The 16,488-nt window shown below is 68.2% G+C and carries 17 protein-coding genes; 9 read left to right on the top strand and 8 right to left on the bottom strand.

Annotated features, from left to right (window positions below):
• The first annotated feature begins 86 nt into the window (after positions 1–86).
• From AC1RSK_RS20500 to AC1RSK_RS20475, 6 genes are all read left to right on the top strand, one after another.
• The gene (locus AC1RSK_RS20500) at positions 87–1,085 is read left to right on the top strand and encodes a DNA topoisomerase IB (RefSeq protein ID WP_492909542.1); all 999 of its coding nucleotides are present in this window, start codon (positions 87–89) and stop codon (positions 1,083–1,085) included.
• A gap of 307 nt (positions 1,086–1,392) precedes the next feature.
• A complete protein-coding gene (locus AC1RSK_RS20495; protein ID WP_492909541.1) occupies positions 1,393–2,601 on the top strand; it encodes an LLM class flavin-dependent oxidoreductase in 1,209 nt (402 codons plus the stop codon).
• A gap of 222 nt (positions 2,602–2,823) precedes the next feature.
• The gene (locus AC1RSK_RS20490) at positions 2,824–3,213 is read left to right on the top strand and encodes a DUF1801 domain-containing protein (protein ID WP_492909540.1); all 390 of its coding nucleotides are present in this window, start codon (positions 2,824–2,826) and stop codon (positions 3,211–3,213) included.
• A 9-nt stretch (positions 3,214–3,222) separates the two neighbouring features.
• Positions 3,223–4,026 carry an arylamine N-acetyltransferase family protein gene (locus tag AC1RSK_RS20485; RefSeq protein ID WP_492909539.1) on the top strand — a complete coding sequence of 268 codons (804 nt, stop codon included), beginning with the start codon at positions 3,223–3,225 and terminating at the stop codon, positions 4,024–4,026.
• Between the two features lie 303 nt (positions 4,027–4,329).
• Positions 4,330–5,427: an HPP family protein gene (locus AC1RSK_RS20480; protein ID WP_492909538.1), complete on the top strand. Its 1,098-nt coding sequence runs from the start codon at positions 4,330–4,332 to the stop codon at positions 5,425–5,427.
• A 92-nt stretch (positions 5,428–5,519) separates the two neighbouring features.
• Positions 5,520–5,972, top strand: coding sequence for a hypothetical protein (locus tag AC1RSK_RS20475; RefSeq protein ID WP_492909537.1), 453 nt, complete (start codon positions 5,520–5,522; stop codon positions 5,970–5,972).
• Between the two features lie 25 nt (positions 5,973–5,997).
• Here the strand turns inward: AC1RSK_RS20475 and AC1RSK_RS20470 are convergent, their stop codons facing one another.
• From AC1RSK_RS20470 to AC1RSK_RS20455, 4 genes are all read right to left on the bottom strand, one after another.
• Positions 5,998–7,074: a zinc-binding dehydrogenase gene (locus tag AC1RSK_RS20470; RefSeq protein ID WP_492909536.1), complete on the bottom strand. Its 1,077-nt coding sequence runs from the start codon at positions 7,072–7,074 to the stop codon at positions 5,998–6,000.
• A 99-nt stretch (positions 7,075–7,173) separates the two neighbouring features.
• Positions 7,174–8,769 carry a phytoene desaturase family protein gene (locus tag AC1RSK_RS20465; RefSeq protein ID WP_492909535.1) on the bottom strand — a complete coding sequence of 532 codons (1,596 nt, stop codon included), beginning with the start codon at positions 8,767–8,769 and terminating at the stop codon, positions 7,174–7,176.
• Positions 8,766–10,265 (bottom strand): malonate--CoA ligase, encoded by a 1,500-nt coding sequence (locus AC1RSK_RS20460; RefSeq protein WP_492909534.1) that lies wholly within the window; start codon positions 10,263–10,265, stop codon positions 8,766–8,768. Before AC1RSK_RS20460 ends, AC1RSK_RS20465 begins: the two co-directional genes overlap by 4 nt.
• 31 nt (positions 10,266–10,296) lie before the next feature.
• Positions 10,297–10,974 carry a Crp/Fnr family transcriptional regulator gene (locus AC1RSK_RS20455; RefSeq protein WP_492909533.1) on the bottom strand — a complete coding sequence of 226 codons (678 nt, stop codon included), beginning with the start codon at positions 10,972–10,974 and terminating at the stop codon, positions 10,297–10,299.
• Between the two features lie 72 nt (positions 10,975–11,046).
• On the opposite strand from AC1RSK_RS20455, the gene AC1RSK_RS20450 reads away from it, so the two are divergent.
• A complete protein-coding gene (locus AC1RSK_RS20450) occupies positions 11,047–11,889 on the top strand; it encodes a TauD/TfdA dioxygenase family protein (protein WP_492909532.1) in 843 nt (280 codons plus the stop codon).
• 250 nt (positions 11,890–12,139) lie between these two features.
• Here the strand turns inward: AC1RSK_RS20450 and clpX are convergent, their stop codons facing one another.
• Positions 12,140–13,402 carry an ATP-dependent Clp protease ATP-binding subunit ClpX gene (gene clpX, locus AC1RSK_RS20445; RefSeq protein WP_487298158.1) on the bottom strand — a complete coding sequence of 421 codons (1,263 nt, stop codon included), beginning with the start codon at positions 13,400–13,402 and terminating at the stop codon, positions 12,140–12,142.
• A 343-nt stretch (positions 13,403–13,745) separates the two neighbouring features.
• Here clpX and AC1RSK_RS20440 point away from each other — a divergent pair, with 343 nt between their 5' ends.
• Together AC1RSK_RS20440 and AC1RSK_RS20435 are read left to right on the top strand one after the other, a co-directional pair.
• Positions 13,746–14,414 carry an HAD-IB family hydrolase gene (locus AC1RSK_RS20440; RefSeq protein WP_492909531.1) on the top strand — a complete coding sequence of 223 codons (669 nt, stop codon included), beginning with the start codon at positions 13,746–13,748 and terminating at the stop codon, positions 14,412–14,414.
• The gene (locus AC1RSK_RS20435; RefSeq protein ID WP_492909530.1) at positions 14,411–14,665 is read left to right on the top strand and encodes a hypothetical protein; all 255 of its coding nucleotides are present in this window, start codon (positions 14,411–14,413) and stop codon (positions 14,663–14,665) included. The genes AC1RSK_RS20440 and AC1RSK_RS20435 overlap by 4 nt, the downstream gene beginning before the upstream one ends.
• On the opposite strand, the gene AC1RSK_RS20430 is transcribed toward AC1RSK_RS20435, so the two are convergent.
• From AC1RSK_RS20430 to AC1RSK_RS20420, 3 genes are all read right to left on the bottom strand, one after another.
• Positions 14,662–15,297: an ATP-dependent Clp protease proteolytic subunit gene (locus AC1RSK_RS20430; RefSeq protein WP_492909529.1), complete on the bottom strand. Its 636-nt coding sequence runs from the start codon at positions 15,295–15,297 to the stop codon at positions 14,662–14,664. The genes AC1RSK_RS20435 and AC1RSK_RS20430 overlap by 4 nt on opposite strands.
• 99 nt (positions 15,298–15,396) lie before the next feature.
• Positions 15,397–15,660 carry a hypothetical protein gene (locus AC1RSK_RS20425; protein ID WP_492909528.1) on the bottom strand — a complete coding sequence of 88 codons (264 nt, stop codon included), beginning with the start codon at positions 15,658–15,660 and terminating at the stop codon, positions 15,397–15,399.
• A 74-nt stretch (positions 15,661–15,734) separates the two neighbouring features.
• Positions 15,735–16,385, bottom strand: a complete 651-nt coding sequence (locus AC1RSK_RS20420) for a hypothetical protein (RefSeq protein WP_492909527.1) — start codon at positions 16,383–16,385, stop codon at positions 15,735–15,737.
• Positions 16,386–16,488: the final 103 nt, after the last annotated feature.

Here is a 16,488-nt window from a genome sequence, read left to right as displayed (position 1 = left end):
GTTGCGCGTGCGGAGGCAAGCCCAGGTTCGATGTCCGGTCTTTTCAGAAACGCCGCCGAGGTCAAACACAAACAGGTCGCCACCTGATGCCCCGCGACAGCGAACTCCCCCACAGCCTGCCCGAAGGCCTCGCCTATTGCAGCGACGACGGCCCCGGTTTCACCCGCCGCAAGCTGGCCGGCCGGTGGGCCTACTACGACCAGATCGGCCGCCGCATCGAAGCCGCCGCCACCCTCGACCGCATCGAAAAGCTGGTCATCCCGCCCGCCTGGACCGACGTCTGGATCGCCCCGCGCCCCGGCTGCCACATCCAGGCCACCGGCCGCGACGCCCGGGGCCGCAAGCAGTACCGCTACCATGACCACTGGAGCGCCCACCGCGACGCGCACAAGTTCCACCGCCTCGCCGCCTTCGGCCGCGCCCTGCCCCGCCTGCGCAAGGCCATCGCCGCCGACCTGCGCAAGAAGGGCTTGCCCAAGCCCAAGGTGGTCGCCGCCGTCGTCAGCCTGCTGGAACAGACCCTGATCCGCGTCGGCAACGACGAATACGCCCGGGCCAACAAGAGCTTCGGTCTGACCACACTGCGTGACCGCCACGCCCGGCTGAAGACCACTGGCGGTCTCTTCGAGTTCACCGGCAAAAGCGGCAAGGTCCACCGCACCCCCTTCCACGACCGCCGCCTGGCCCGCATCGTCAAGGCCTGCCAGGACCTGCCTGGCCAGCGGCTGTTCCAGTACCGCACGGACGACGGCGCCATCTGCGGGATCACCTCCGGCGACGTGAACGACTATCTGCGCGACGCCACCGGCGAGGACTTCACCGCCAAGGATTTCCGCACCTGGGCCGGCACCCTCGAAGCCGCCCGCATCCTCTGCGCCGAGACCGACACGACGGCGACCAGGGCGACCATCACCGCCTGTGTGAAGGCCGTCGCCCGGCGCCTCGGCAACACCCCCGCCGTCTGCCGCAAGGCCTACATCCACCCCGCCATCCTCGACGCCTTCGCGGCCCGCAAGCTGAAACTCAAACCGAGCAGCAGCGAGCGAGCTTTCGAGACGGCGGTGATCCGGCTGTTGGAGCGATAGCGTCCCTTCTCCCGCTTGTCGGGAGAAGGTGGCCCCCGAAGGGGGTCGGATGAGGGCAGCGCCGACCCCGGCCGATCATCCTCGCTCTGGCGCGGGCGTCACCACCGCCAACCGCCAACCTTCCGCGCTGCCCTCATCCGTCGGCCGGAGTTTATCCTCGGGCGCGCTGCGCGCGACCCGGAGGGCCGCCACCTTCTCCCGACAAGCGGGAGAAGGAACCCGCTCCGCCCTTTCCCCCAAGTCACCCTTCCCAACCGCCGTTCGCCCGCTAAGGTGATCACCAATAACAAACGGGAGAGACACCGCCATGGCTGGCGCCAAACTGCGCTTCGGCGCCTTCATCGCCCCCTTCCATCCGCTGCGCGAGAACCCCACCCTCGCCATCGAGCGCGACCTGGAGCTGGTCCAGCACATGGACCGCCTGGGCTACGAGGAAGCCTGGATCGGCGAGCACCATTCGGCCGGCTACGAGTTGATCGCCTCCCCCGAACTGTTCATCGCAACCGCCGCCGAACGCACCAAGCACATCCGCCTCGGCACCGGCGTCTCCTCCCTGCCCTACCACCACCCGCTGATGCTGGCCGACCGCATCAACCAGCTGGACCACATCACCCGCGGCCGGGTGATGTTCGGCGTCGGCCCCGGCGCCCTGCCCTCCGACGCCTTCATGATGGGCATCCCGGTCAGCGCCCAGCGCGACCGCATGGACCAGGCCATAGACGTCCTCGTCCCGCTGCTGCGCGGCGAGGAGGTCTCGGCCAAGACCGACTGGTTCGAGCTCAACGAAGCCCGCCTGCAGATGACCCCCTATTCCCGCCCGTCGGTGGAGATCTGCGTCGCCAGCCAGGTCTCGCCGACCGGCGCCAAGGCCAGCGGCAAGCACGGCGTCGGCATGCTCAGCATCGGCGCCACCCAGTCGGGCGGCTTCAACGCCCTCTCCTCCAACTGGGCCATCGCCGAAGAGGCGGCCAAGGACAACGGCACGTCCGTCGACCGCAACCAATGGCGCCTGGTCGGCCCCGTCCACATCGCCGAGACCCGCGAGCAGGCCCGCGAGGACGTCCGCTTCGGCCTGGAGGACTGGCTCTACTACTTCCGCGAGGTCGCCGCCCTGCCGCTGGCCCCGCAGGACGGCTCCGACCCGGTCGACGCCCTGATCGCCTCGGGCATGGCCGTCATCGGCACGCCCGACGACGCCATCGCCCAGGTCGAGCGTCTGCAGGCCCAGTCGGGCGGCTTCGGCGCCTTCCTGATGATGGACCACAACTGGGCCCCCTGGGCGGCCAAGAAGCACTCCTACGAACTCTTCGCCCGCTACGTGACCCCGAAGTTCCAGGGCCTCAACGAGAACCGCGAGACCTCCCTCAAATGGGCCGCCGAGAACCGCCCGCGCTTCATCGGCGAGGCCATGGCCGCCGTCGGCGCCCGGGTGGCCCAGCACATCCAGGAAAAGGGCACGGACAACATCCGGCCGGAAATCCTGGAAGCGATGGGGATGGGCAAGAAACCGGAGTAGGGCCCCAACACCCCTGTCATCCTTCGGTCGGGCGCAGCCCGATCCGGAGGACCCACCGCAAGGGCGGAACCAGCTGGACTCAGCCCGCCGTCAACGACGGCCGCACACCGGACGCGCCAGCAGCCTGGCGGGTAGGTGGGTCCTCCGGCTCCCGCTTCGCGGGCCCGAAGGATGACAGCAAGGGGTTTGCGCTCATCCGCCTCAACCTGCCAATCTCCCCCGGTGAACGAGCTCTTCCTCTTCCCCAGCGCCCGCCAGCACGACCCCGACGTCGACGCCTGGCTCACCGCGCCCGATCCGCTCCGCCAACTCGTCCGCCCTTGGTTCGAAGCCCTCCGCGCTGCCGACCCCGACGTCCGCGAACTCCTCCACGACGGCCACCCCACCGCCTGCGCCGGCGAGGCCGCCTTCGCCTATGTCGACGCCTTCAGCGCCCACGCGGCCGTCGGCTTCTACTTCGGCGCCGACCTCCCTGACCCTCACCGCCTCCTCGAAGGCAGCGGCAAGCGCATGCGCCACGTGAAGCTCAAATGGGGCCAGCCCGTCGATGAGGCCGCCCTGCATGCCCTCATCGCCGCCGCCTGGCGCGACATCCAGGCCCGCCTCGCCTAGTCTCGCGCCATGAACCTCGCCGCCTACCTCGATCGCATCGGCCACACCGGTCCCGTCGCCGCCGACCTCGCCACCCTGCGCGCCGTCCATCGGGCCCATCACTTCGCCATCCCCTACGAGAACCTGGACGTCCAGCTGGGCCGCACCGTGACCACCGACCCGGCCGCCGCCTTCGACAAGATCGTCACCCGGCGGCGCGGCGGCTGGTGCTACGAGATGAACGGCCTGCTCGGCTGGGCGCTCGGCGAGATCGGGTTCAAGGTCACCCGCATGATGGCCGGCGTCCGCCGCGAGCAGGACGGCGACATCGCCATCAGCAACCACCTGATCCTGCGCGTCGACCTGGACGACGGATCCTGGATGGCCGACGTCGGCTTCGGCGACGGCCCGGTCGATCCCTATCCGATCAAGCCCGGCCCCGTGGACGCCGGCCTGTTCGCCTACAGCCTGGAAGCCATGGCCGACGGCTGGTGGCGGCTGCACAACCACCCGGCCGGCGGCGCCCCCAGCTTCGACTTCCAGATCGCTCCCGCCGACGAGCAGGCCATGGCCGACCGCTGCCACTGGCTGCAGACCGACCCGGCCTCCGGCTTCGTCCAGAACGCCGTCGCCCAGCGCCATCAGCCCGACCGCCTGCTGATGCTACGCGGCCGCGCGCTGCGCACTCTGACAGCCGACGGGTCCGCTGATCGCCTCATCGCCGACGCCGACGACTACGTCGCCACCCTCAAGGCCGACTTCGACCTGGATCTCCCCGAAGCAGCGACCCTCTGGCCCGCCATCCAGGCCCGCCACGAGGCTCTGTTCGGATAAGTCTAGACATATTCATGTCCCCTCCTGCTCGCCGGGACCCGAGGGTCGGGTTGAGCCCGCCGCCGACGGTGGAAGGCGTAGGTCTAAGGGTGGTCGATACGGCGCTTCGGAGGGCTAAAACGGCAGCGGAAGACGGACAAAAGCAACTGAGCGGTTGGTCATAATAGACTGTTATTTCAGAACTATTTTTCCGCACCATGCCCTTCCGCCCTCAAAACGCGGTACAATAGTCTCGCCGCTTCGATACCACCCGCCCAAAGCCTGCTTGGATTCCGGGCAAATCCTGCCCAAAAAGCCCGCACCATGTTCGCGTACCTCCGCCGATTCCTCCCCCAGACCCCGCCGCAGCCGCTCGGCGAACGCCTCAAGGCCTTCGCCGGGGCCCTGATCGGCATCGCCATCACCAGCCTGGTCACCCACCTGACCGTCCCAGACGCCGGCGCCCTGCCGCTGCTGATCGCCCCGATGGGGGCCAGCGCCGTCCTGCTGTTCGCCGTCCCCGCCAGCCCGCTCGCCCAGCCCTGGTCGATCCTCGGCGGCAACATCATCTCCGGCCTGGCCGGCGTCACTTGCGTCCAGCTGATCCCGGACCCGACTTTCGCCGCCGCCGCCGCCGTGGCAAGCGCCATCCTGCTGATGAGCGTCTGTCGCTGCCTGCACCCGCCCGGCGGCGCCGTGGCCCTGACCACCGCCGTCGGCGGCCCGGTGGTGCTGGCCGCCGGCTACGGCTTCGTGCTGATGCCGGTGGCGCTCAACTCCCTCCTGCTGCTGGCCGTCGGCCTGATCTTCAACAATCTGTCGGGCCGCTCCTACCCCCACGTCGCCCACACCCCGGCCCCCGCGCCGCGCGGCACGGCTGACCCGGCGCCCGACACCCGCGTCGGCTTCACCCTGGCCGACATCGACGCCGCCCTGCGCCGCTACGGCGAACTGCTCGACGTTTCCCGCGAAGACCTCGACGCCCTGTTCCGCCAGGTCGAGGTCCAGGCCCACCGCCGCCTGCACGGCGCCATTTTCTGCGCCGACGTCATGTCCCGGCACGTCGTCAGCGTCGGCCCTGACGCCACCCAGGCTGACGCCCGCGCCCTCCTGGCCGGCCACGACTTCCGCTCCGCCCCGGTGCTGGACGCCAACGGCCGCCTGCTCGGCCTGATCACCCGGGCCATCCTGCTGGCCGGCGGCGAAGGCCCAGTCGTCGAGGCCATGGAAACCAACCCGCCGACGGCCCGCGAAGCCACCGCCATCGACGAACTCCTCCCCGTCCTCTCGCACGGCGAATGGCGCGAGGTGATGATCCTCGGCGAAGATCGCACCGTCGTCGGCATGGTCACCCAGACCGACCTGATCGCGGCGCTGTACCGGGCGCGGGTGGCCGAGGCAGTGGCGCTCACGGCGTCCTAGACCGGCAACGACAAGGCCAGGATTGAACCTCGCCGTTCCGGCTGCTACCCACCGGCCATCGCAACTCGCGGCGCACAGCGTCCGCTTACTCCATGAAAATCGACTATCGGATCAGGGACGGCGCCTTCGGCGGGCTGTCATTCAGCTATGTGCCCTCCGAAGAGGGGTTCAAGGGCCGCTACGACTACGACAAGTCTCTTCCGGGCGTCTTCACGATCAGCGCCAATGCCTTCCAGTTCATCGAACCCATGATCGCCCGGGCCTACCCTGATTGGGACAAGGGCTACTATACCGGCGTCGCCTGGATTCCGGCGTCTGCATGGCGCGATGTCCTGGCTCAGTTTTCCGCGTTGAGACGGGATGTGAAGGCTGGCCTGCACTTCGACGTCATCCTCAAAAAGCACGCACGCTGTGCCTGGTTGCGGTTGCCACTGCGCCGACGCAAATTTCACCGGAAGGCCCTGCTCGACTTCCTGGACGAGTATGAGCGACGCATAGAGACCATCCTGGATCGCTATCCGTTTATCGTCAGCCTGGGTCTCTGATCGACCGCCTGCTCCGGAGCGGACGTTACGCCAACGACGGATTGACCAGGATCTTCACGTGCGCCTCGGGGTCCTTGAGGTCGCTGAACGCCTGGGCCACGCCCGACAGTCCGACCGTGCCAGTAATCAGCGGCGCCACGTCCAGCCGGCCCTCGGCGATGTCGTGCAGGGTCCCGGCGAACTCCTCGGGCGAGTAGCCGAGGACGAACTTCAGATCGAGCTGCTTGTTGATGCACAGCGACGGCTCGATCCTGTCGGGCTCCATGCAGACCCCGGCCACCAGGATCTGCGACCCGGGCGGACAGCCTTCGATGACGCTCTGCAGAACGCCGGGCGCGCCGACGCATTCGAACACCACCGACCGCCCTTTGAGCTGCCCGGCCATCCGCGCCATCGCGTGTTCCATCAGCGACGACGGCACCCCGAAATCCTTCCACTTCAGGTGTGGACTGCCTTCGGCCGGATCGACGACAACGTCGGCTCCCAGCGTCTCGGCCAGCCTGCGCCGGGCCGGCGAGAAGTCGGCGGCGATGATCGGCCCATGCCCACGCAGCTTCAGCGCCGCGATCACCGCCAGGCCGACCGGCCCGCAACCCAGCACCAGCGAGGCGCTGCCCGGCTGCAGGTCCGCCTGCTCCACGGCATGCGCGCCGACGGCCATCGGTTCGGTCAGCGCCGCTAGGTCGGTCGCAAGCCCGTTGGGCACCTCCAGCAGCATGGCTTCGGTCAGGGCCATGTACTCGGCGAACCCTCCCGGGAAGTTGTTGGAATAGCCGACCGCCTCGAACCCGGCCGGGCCGAAGGTCATCGGCACGCTGACCACCCGGGTCCCGGCCTTGAACCGCCCGCCGGCCGGCCCGTGCTCGATCACCTCGGCGACGAACTCATGGCCGAACACCATGTCGGCCGTCGGATCCATCCGGTCCGACCCGCCGGCCTTCTTGGCCAGCGCCACCATGTGGTCGAGGTAGTGCAGCGCATGCAGGTCCGACCCGCAGATGCCGCACAGCAGGGTCTTGACCAGCGTCTGCCCCGGCCCCGGCGTCGGCTGGGCGACCTCGTCGCAGATGAGCTGGCCCGAACGGCGAACAACGGCGCGCATGGTGGTCTCTCCCTGACGCCGTCTGACGCGGCGTGGAGCGACGATATCGAACGCGGACCGCGCGTGAAGGGGCGCCGTGGCGGAAGGCGCCGCGGATTTCTAGAACCGACGCGCCTTGGCGTCCTTCAGGATCTCCCGCGCCGCGTTGTGCCCCGGTGCACCGGTCACACCGCCGCCCGGATGCGTGCCCGCCCCGCACATGTAGAGCCCCTTCACCGGCGCCCGGTGCGCCCCGTGCCCCAGCACCGGCCGGGCCGAGAACATCTGGTCCAGGGTCAGCGCCCCGTGGAAGATGTCCCCGCCGATCAGGCCGAACGTCCGCTCCAGGTCCAGCGGGCTCTTGATCGTCCGCCCCAGCACCGAGGCCTTGAACCCCGGCGCCCATTTGTCGACCGTGGCGATCATCAGGTCGGCCACCTCCTCGCGGTGGTCATCCCACGACCGACCGTCGGACAACACCGGCGCCACATGCTGGCAGAACAGGCTGGCCACGTGCTGGCCCTCGGGCGCCAGGCTCGGATCCAGGGTCGAGGGGATCAGCATCTCGACGATCGGCTCCTTCGACCAGCCGTGGGTCCGGGCGTCGATATAGGCCCGCTCCATATAGGCCAGGCTGGGGGCCATGATGATGCCGGCGCTCATGTGGTCGCCGTCTTCCGGCCGGCAGGTGAACTTCGGCAGCTCGCTCAGCGCCACGTTCATCCGGAACGTGCCCGACCCCGACCGGTAGCGCGCGATCCGCTCGGCGAAGTCAGTCGGCAGGTCGGCCGGATCGAGCAGGGTCTCGAACGTCAGCTTGGGATGCAGGTTGGACACCACCGCCCGCGCCCGCAGGGTCTCGCCGGCGTCGGTGACCACGCCCACCGCCCGGCCGCCTTCCTTGAGGATGGTCGCCACGCCGACCCCGGTGCGGATCTCGACGCCCTTCTCGCGGCAGGCGGCGGCCATGGCCTGGGTGATCGCGCCCATGCCGCCGATGGCGTGGCCCCAGGCGCCCTTCTTGCCGTTCACCTCGCCGAACACATGGTGCAGCAGCACATAGGCCGAGCCGCCGGCGTAGGGGCTGGCGTAGTTGCCGACGATGCCGTCGAAACCCAGCACCGCCTTGATCGGATCGCTCTCGAACCAGCCGTCCAGCCAGTCCCCCGCCGACTGCGAGAACAGCGCCAGCAGGTCACGCCGCGCCGTGGTGTCCAGGTTGGAAACCAGCTTGCCCAGCGCGGCGCTCTTCAGCAGTTCCGGCAGCGCCTGCAGCCAACCGCCCTCGACCATGTCCGGCGGCGTCTGCAGGACAATGTCGCGCAGCACGTCGGCGATGGCGTCCAGCCGGTCGTTGTAGGCGTCCAGCCGGTCGGCGTCCTTCTGGGAGAACCGCGCCACCTCGCCATGGGTCCGGCCCTCGCCGGTGACCAGGCTGTCGCTGTCGCTGATCGGCAGGAAGTTGGCCGCCTTGCGCTCGACCACCTTCAGCCCGTGCCGGGGCAGGTCGAGATCGCGGATGACCTTGGGATTGAGCAGGCTGACGGTGTAGGCCGCCACACTGTTGCGGAAGCCGGGATGGAACTCCTCGGTGACCGCCGCCCCGCCGACCACGTCGCGCTTCTCCAGCACGGTGACCTTGAGGCCGGCGCTGGCCAAGTAAAAGGCGCAGGTCAGACCGTTGTGACCGCCGCCGATGATGATGATGTCGCTCATGAGCCCCTGTAGAGGTCGAAATGGGTTTCGCGCAACAGGGCCTTCTGCACCTTGCCCATGGCGTTGCGCGGCAGATCGTCGACGAACAGCACCCGCTTGGGCTGCTTGAACCGCGCCAGCCGCTCGGAGAGCGCCGCCAGCACCGCTTCTTCGGTCAGCCCGGTTGGTTTGCCGCCGGTGGCGATCACCGCCGTCACGCCTTCGCCGAGGTCGGGATGAGCCAGCCCGATCACCGCGCTCTCGACGACGCCGGGCAGGGCGTCGATCTCCGCCTCAACCTCCTTGGGGTAGACGTTCAGCCCGCCGGTGATGATCAGGTCCTTGCCCCGGCCGACAATGTGGACGTAGCCGGCCTCATCAATCTTCCCCAGGTCGCCGGTGACGAACCAGCCGCCCGGCTTGAACTCCGCCGCCGTCTTCTCCGGCATCCGCCAGTAGCCGGCGAACACATTGGGCCCGCGCACCTCGATCATGCCGATCTGGCCCGCCGCCAGCGACGCGCCGCTTTCGGGGTCGCTGATCCGCAGGTCGACGTCCGGCAACGGCGGCCCCACCGTTCCGGCCACCCGCGCGCCCTCATAGGGGTTGGAGGTGTTCATGCTCGTCTCGGTCATGCCGTAGCGCTCGAGGATGACCTGCCCGGTCCGCGCCTCGAACGCGCGGTGCGTCTCGGCCAGCAGCGGCGCCGAGCCGGAGATGAACAGCCGCATCCCTGCCGTCGCTTCCGGCGTCAGCCCCGCCTGATCCAGCAACCGCGTGTAGAAGGTCGGCACGCCCATCAGCGCCGTCGCGCGCGGCATCAGCGACAGCGCCTCGGCCGCATCGAACTTCGCCCGGAAGATCATCGAGGCTCCGGCCGCCATGATGACGTTGGTCGCCACGAACAGCCCATGCACATGGTAGATCGGCAGGGCGTGGATCAGCACATCCGCCGCCGTGAACCGCCACAGGCTCACCAGGGTCAGCGCATTGGCCGTCAGGTTGCCATGCGTCAGCATCGCCCCCTTCGACCGGCCGGTGGTGCCCGAGGTGTAGCAGATCGCCGCCAGGTCCTTCGGCGCGCGCTCAACCGTCTCGAAAGCCTCCGGGGCGGAAGCGGCGAGGTCGGCGAGGCTCCCCTGCCCCTTGGCATCCAGGGTCGCTGTCTTGCCGAGCCTGCTCACGCCAGCCTCGACCGCCGGGTCGCAGACGATCAGCGCCGGCTCGGCGTCGCCGATGAAATACTCCAACTCGACAAGCGTGTAGGCCGTGTTCAGCGGCAGGAAGACCGCGCCGGCCCGCACCGTCGCCAGATAGAGGATCAGGTTCTCCGGACTCTTCTCGACCTGCACCGCCACCCGGTCGCCGGGCTTCACGCCCAGTTGGACCAGCGCATTGGCCCACCGCCCGGTCAGCCCCTCGAGGTCGCCATAGCGGATGACCGCGCCGTCGGGCCGTTCGAGGAAGGGCGCCTCGGCCGCGCCGGCGCCCGTCAGCGTGTCGTAGAGCAGATTCATGCCCGACTGATCGCACGCCGATCGCGTTTCGTCACCGCTCCTGCGCCACCGCCCGCTCCAGCCCCCGCCGGCTGACAATCTCGATGCGCCCGTAGCCCAGCCGCACCGCCCCCACCGCCTCCAGCTCGCCCAGCCAGCCGTTCACCGCCTTGCGGCTGAACCCCAGCAGCTCGGCCAGGTCCGACTGGTTGGCCGCCACCGTCTCCCCGCCCAGCGCCAGCATCAGCAAGCGCGAAGCAAGCTGCGCCTTTGGCGGCAGCGCCACCCGCTCGGCCGCCACCTGCACCGAGTACTGCAGCTGGCGATAGATCAGCTGCGAGATCACCTGCCAAACGCCCGGCCAGTCCTGCAGCACGCGCCGAAGCGCGCCGTCCGACAGGGTCAGGACCAGGCTGCGCCCGGCGCTCACCGCCGTCACCAGCCGGGGCCCGCCGCCGAACACCGGGCTCTGGCCGATCGCCGCCCCCGGCCCCAGCACGCCGATCAGCGCCTCGCGGTCCCCCGGCGCCTGGGCGAACAGCCGAAGCCGCCCCTCCAGCACCAGCAGCACCCCGGCCGCCTCGTCCCCCTCGCCATGCGCCCACTCCCCCTGGGCCAGCCAGCGCAGCCGCGCCGCCGCCAGCAGGGCCTCGCGCAGCCCCGTCGGCTGTTCGGCCAGCCAGCCGAGCCGCTCGATCTGTTCGCGATAGGGGGCGAGCTGCGGGTCCATCATCAACTGTTACCTCGGTGACAATCCCTTGTCGTCCCCCGTGGCTTCATTCAGCCAACCAAGGAGGACGCCATGATCCAGGAAGCCCTGACCGTCGAGAAGCTGCCCGGCTGCGGCGCCATGGTCCATGACGTCGACCTCGCCCGCATCGACGCCAAGCTGGCCGACGTCCTGCGCGAGGCCCTGTTCGAGCACGGCGTCCTGTTCTTCCGCGGCCAGACCCTGTCGCGCCAGCAGCACCTGGACCTGGCCCGCGCCTTCGCCCCCATCGACGTCAACCGCTTCTTCCCGGCCGACGCCGACTGGCCGGAGATCGCCAAGGTCGAGAAGACCAAGGACCAGACTAGCAACATCGGCGGCGGCTGGCACACCGACCATTCCTACGACGCCGAACCGGCCCTCGGCTCCATCCTGGTCGCCCGCGACCTGCCCCCCAGCGGCGGCGACACCCTGTTCGCCGACATGTACGCCGCCTGGGACAGCCTGCCCGTTGAGTTGCAGGACCGGGTGCGCCACATGCAGGCCATCCACTCGACAGCCCACGTCTTCGGCGAAGGCGGCGCCTACGCCCAGTCCGACCAGGACGCCCTGTCGGGCAGCCGCGACCTGCCCGAGACCGTCCATCCGGTGGTCATCAAGCACCCCGGCAGCGGCAAGCCGGTCCTCTACGTCAACCCGGCCTTCACCACCGGCTTCGTCGGTCTGTCCAAGGAAGAGGGCCAGGAACTGCTCTACCAGCTCCTCCCCCACGCCATCGACAAGTCGCGCACCTGCGCCTTCCAATGGGAGCCTGGCTCCGTCGCCATCTGGGACAACCGCGCCACCTGGCACTTCGCCAAAAACGACTACCACGGCCACTATCGGCTCATGCACCGGGTGACGATGGCCGGGGTTCCGCTGGAGGCGGCGTTTTAGGCGGCGCTTTCGACGCTTCGCTCTCCCCCATGAAATGGGGGAGTGGCTTTGGCGAGCGCTGCAAGCGAGCCAAACCGAGGGGGTCCCCACCGCCGGTTCAGGAGGGACCTCCCTACCGCCGGTGCGGCCCCGCCTCCTGGTCCGTCGCTCACGCTCCGAACCGTCCTCCGCCCCCTCTCGGGGGCGGAGAGCGAAAAGGCCCGCCGGTTTCCCAGCGGGCCTTCGCAATTCCAGCGGTGAGGTTGGCGCTTTACGCCGCCCCCGCCCCGCCCTTCTTCTCGGCGTAGATGACCAGCGGCTGAGCCCGGCCTTCGACCACCTCGGCGTTGACCACCACCTCTTCGACACCCTCGTACGATGGCAGGTCGAACATGGTGTCGAGCAGGATGCCTTCCATGATCGAGCGCAGGCCGCGGGCGCCGGTGCGGCGCAGGATGGCCTTGCGGGCCACGGCCATCAGGGCGTCGTCGGTGAATTTCAGGCCGACGTTCTCCATCTCGAACAGGCGACCGTACTGCTTGATCAGCGCGTTCTTCGGCTCGGTCAGGATGGTCATCAGCGCCGCCTCGTCGAGGTCCTCAAGGGTGGCGATGACCGGCAGACGGCCGATGAATTCGGGGATCAGGCCGAAGCGCTGCAGGTCGTCAGGCTCGACGCCGCGCAGGATCTGGCCGGTGCGGCGCTCGTCCGGATCGGTGACCTTGGCCCCGAAGCCGATCGAGGTGCCGACGCCGCGGCTGGAGATGATCTTCTCCAGGCCGGCGAAGGCGCCGCCGCAGATGAACAGGATGTTGGCCGTGTCGACCTGCAGGAACTCCTGCTGGGGATGCTTGCGGCCGCCCTGGGGCGGGACCGAAGCCACGGTGCCTTCCATGATCTTCAGCAGAGCCTGCTGGACGCCCTCGCCCGACACGTCGCGGGTGATCGAGGGGTTGTCCGACTTGCGGCTGATCTTGTCGATTTCGTCGATGTAGACGATGCCGCGCTGGGCCCGCTCGACATTGTAGTCGGCCGCCTGCAGCAGCTTGAGGATGATGTTCTCGACGTCTTCGCCGACGTAGCCGGCTTCGGTCAGCGTCGTCGCATCGGCCATCGTGAACGGCACGTCGATGATTCGGGCCAGGGTCTGGGCCAGCAGCGTCTTGCCGGTGCCGGTCGGGCCGACCAGCAGGATGTTGGACTTGGCCAGCTCGACGTCGGAATTCTTCGTCGCGTGGTTGAGGCGCTTGTAGTGGTTGTGCACCGCCACGCTGAGCACCTTCTTGGCGTGCTCCTGGCCGATCACGTAGTCGTCGAGGACTTCGCGAATCTCCTTGGGCGTCGGCACGCCGTCCTTCGACTTCACGAAGGCGATCTTGTGCTCCTCACGGATGATATCCATGCAGAGCTCGACGCATTCATCGCAGATGAACACGGTCGGGCCGGCGATCAGCTTGCGCACCTCATGTTGGCTCTTTCCGCAGAAGGAGCAGTACAGGGTGCTTTTCGAGTCGCCACTGGCGGCCTTGGTCATTTCGCTTCTCACACTCCGGCGACGTCTCGAGCCTTACGGCTGTAACGCCCCCTCCCCGCGGAACGATCCTGCGAGTGGATTTCGCAGGTTACACTGTGCGGGTTGTCTAAACCTTGACATTCCCCGATCCGCCGCTTCGCGGCAAGCGCCGCGATGCCACAGGGACCAGAACATTGCCTCCGAGGCGTCCCGAATGGCCGCCCCATCGTTAACAAACTAGATGGTGTGTCCGTTGTATCCGCACAACGGCTGTGGCGCTGCCGCATCGCTCGAATGTGACGAATCGTGATGCAAGCGGGCGCAGTATAGGGGAAGGCTCGGTATTCCGGGCTATATGGGGATCATGGCGCGCAAAGCGACAATGCTCGGACGGCTCAACGTCGGCGGGGGGATCATGACCGATCCTCTTCACGAGCTTGGGATGGTTGCCTTCGATTTCGACGGGACGATGACTGTCAGGGACAGCTTCACCGCCTTCCTCAAATGGCGGGCCGGCGGGCTGCGCTGGTTCACCGGCTGTGTGAAACTGGCCCCGGCCTCCTTCGCCTACCTGTTCGACCACAATCGCGGGAAATTGAAGGCCGCCGCCGTCCGCGAGTTCCTCAAAGGGGCCCGCCAGAGTGAACTGCAGGAGCAGGCCCGCCTGTTCGCCGAAAAGAATTCCGGCCGCCTGCTGCGCCCCGACGCCGTCGAGACCTGGCGGCGCTGGCGCACGAAGGGGGCCAAGACGGTCATCGTCACCGCCTCGCCCGACTTCGTGGTCGCCCCCTTCGCCCGAGGCCTGGGGGCCGACGGCCTGATCGGCACCGAACTGGCCTTCGACGCCGACGGCCGCTGCCTGGGCGTGCTGGCCGGGGCCAATTGCCGCGGGCCGGAAAAGGTCCGCCGCCTGCGCGAGACCTACGGCGAGGCCCTAACCCTGACCGCCGCCTACGGCGACACCTCCGGCGACAAGGAGATGCTCGGCATCGCGCAGGAGCAGGGCTACCGCGTCTTCAAGGGCAAGCCTTGAAGCATGCCGGACCAGCGGCGCTGGACCAGCTGGAGCCCCTGCTGAACGATCTGCGCGGCCTGGAGGGCCTCAAGGAAAAGGCCCGGGGCGTCTTCTACAGACGGTCCCGGGCCTTCCTGCATTTTCACGAAGACCCGTCCGGCCTCCACGCCGACCTGCGACTGGCCGGCGACGACTTCGACCGCTTCCGGGTCCAGGACGAGGCCGAGCGCGTGGCCCTGCTCGCCCTGGTCCGGCAGGCCCTGGCCTAGCCGGCCTTCTCTTCGGTCTCGTCGCGCGAGGCCTGCACATGGTCGACCAGACCCCAGGCCTTGGCTTCGTCGGCGCTCATGAAGTGGTCGCGGTCGAGGGTGGTCTCGACCTCTTCATAGGTGCGGCCGCAATGCTTGACGTAGATCTCGTTCAGCCGCTGCTTGGTCTTCAGGATGTCCTCGGCGTGACGCATGATGTCCGAGGCCTGGCCGCGGAAGCCGCCGCTGGGCTGGTGGACCATGATGCGGGCGTTAGGCAGGGCGATCCGCTGACCGGCGGCGCCGGCGCAGAGCAGCAGGCTGCCCATCGAGGCGGCCATGCCCATGCAAAGCGTCGTCACCGGGCTCTTGATGTATTGCATGGTGTCGTAGATCGCGAGGCCCGACGTCACCACACCGCCCGGCGAGTTGATGTACATCTGGATCTCTTTCTTGGGGTTCTCCGACTCCAGGAAGAGAAGCTGGCTGCAGATCAGCGAGCTCATGCCGTCTTCGACCGGCCCGGTCAGGAAAATGATCCGCTCCTTCAGCAGGCGCGAGAAGATGTCGAAGGCCCGCTCGCCGCGGCTGGTCTGCTCGACCACCATGGGGACGAGGTTCATGGCGGTGCGTTCGTAGTCGTCGTAATACATGAGGGCTCCTTGAAATGCGCTTGGCGTGTCGCGAATCGAGCCGCGCCGACGCCCTTCTCCCGGATATCGGTCCGGGGTTAACAGGATGCAAGGGCGGCGCTAAGGCGCACCCGGGTCGAAGATGCGCTTGAGCAGGAGAAAGGGGTTCTCATTGAACCCCAGCGCCCAGGTCACGGTGGCGATCCCGTAGGCCAGCACGAAGACCTTGCCGGCCAGCAGCGAGGCATAGCCGGCGGGGTTGGTGTCGGCGTTGAACCGCCAGATATCGTCGCCCGACCGTCCGCTCTGAATGTCGCGCACCAGCGCCCAGCCGGCGACCAGCGCCAGCGATCCGAATATCAGGGCCATGATCCAGGGCGGCATGGAGGTCTCCGAGATCCCAACAGGCTATCGCCCAGGCCTTAAGACGGCGTAGCGGTCGTCACAGGGCCGGGGCCTCAAGGAGTCGGACAGCGGTCCAGGGGCAGGACGCGATACAGGAGCGTCCGCGAATAGTCGCCCACCGACCTCCACTTCCCGCCTTCCAGCCTCATTGCCTGGGTGTGCATATCCGGGTGACTGGGGCGGTGCAGGTGATGGCTGGCGACGCAGACGAATTCCGTTCGTCGAATCAGCATCCACCCATCGGACCCGACCACCGGCCGGGCCGATGAGACCACCGTAGCACTACGAAGCGGATGACTGCGCGCCAGCGCCTCGCGGGCCTGCGAACCGGGATCGCGGGGGAACTGTCGCGCTTGAAAGGCCGCCGAACAGTCGAGCGGTCGGTCGTAGGCTTCGGCGTGGATGCGACGCTTGAGTTCAAGCAAGGCAATCCTAGCGCGATCAGCGAGGTTCACGCCTTTGAGGCTTTCCCGGCGAACAGGACCCGGCGCTGCCCGCAGAACGTAGTCATAGGACAGATTGGGTTCACGCCCCCAACTGCGTGCCGCGGCCTGCTCACGCTCGCTTTCCAGCCGGGCGACCATTTGGCAGGCTGCCTCGGCTTGCTTCGGTGTGTTGGGGTTCTGCCAGAGGCCGACAGCAGCTCCCGCTGCGACCGCCAGGGCGATGATCCCAAGCACAAGGATAGCCAGGTATTTCAACAATCACGGCTCCTCGGCGGATGGCGGCGGACACTTGGCCGATCCGCGCGGCGGATTGTCACCTCAAGCGCCTGACCAATGATGAACATGGACGGCCCCCTCCCCG

It is taken from the genome of Caulobacter sp. GW821-FHT11A05, from assembly GCF_058809015.1.
Note: the sequence above shows the minus strand (reverse complement) of the source record. Positions and strands in the feature narration are given on the sequence as shown.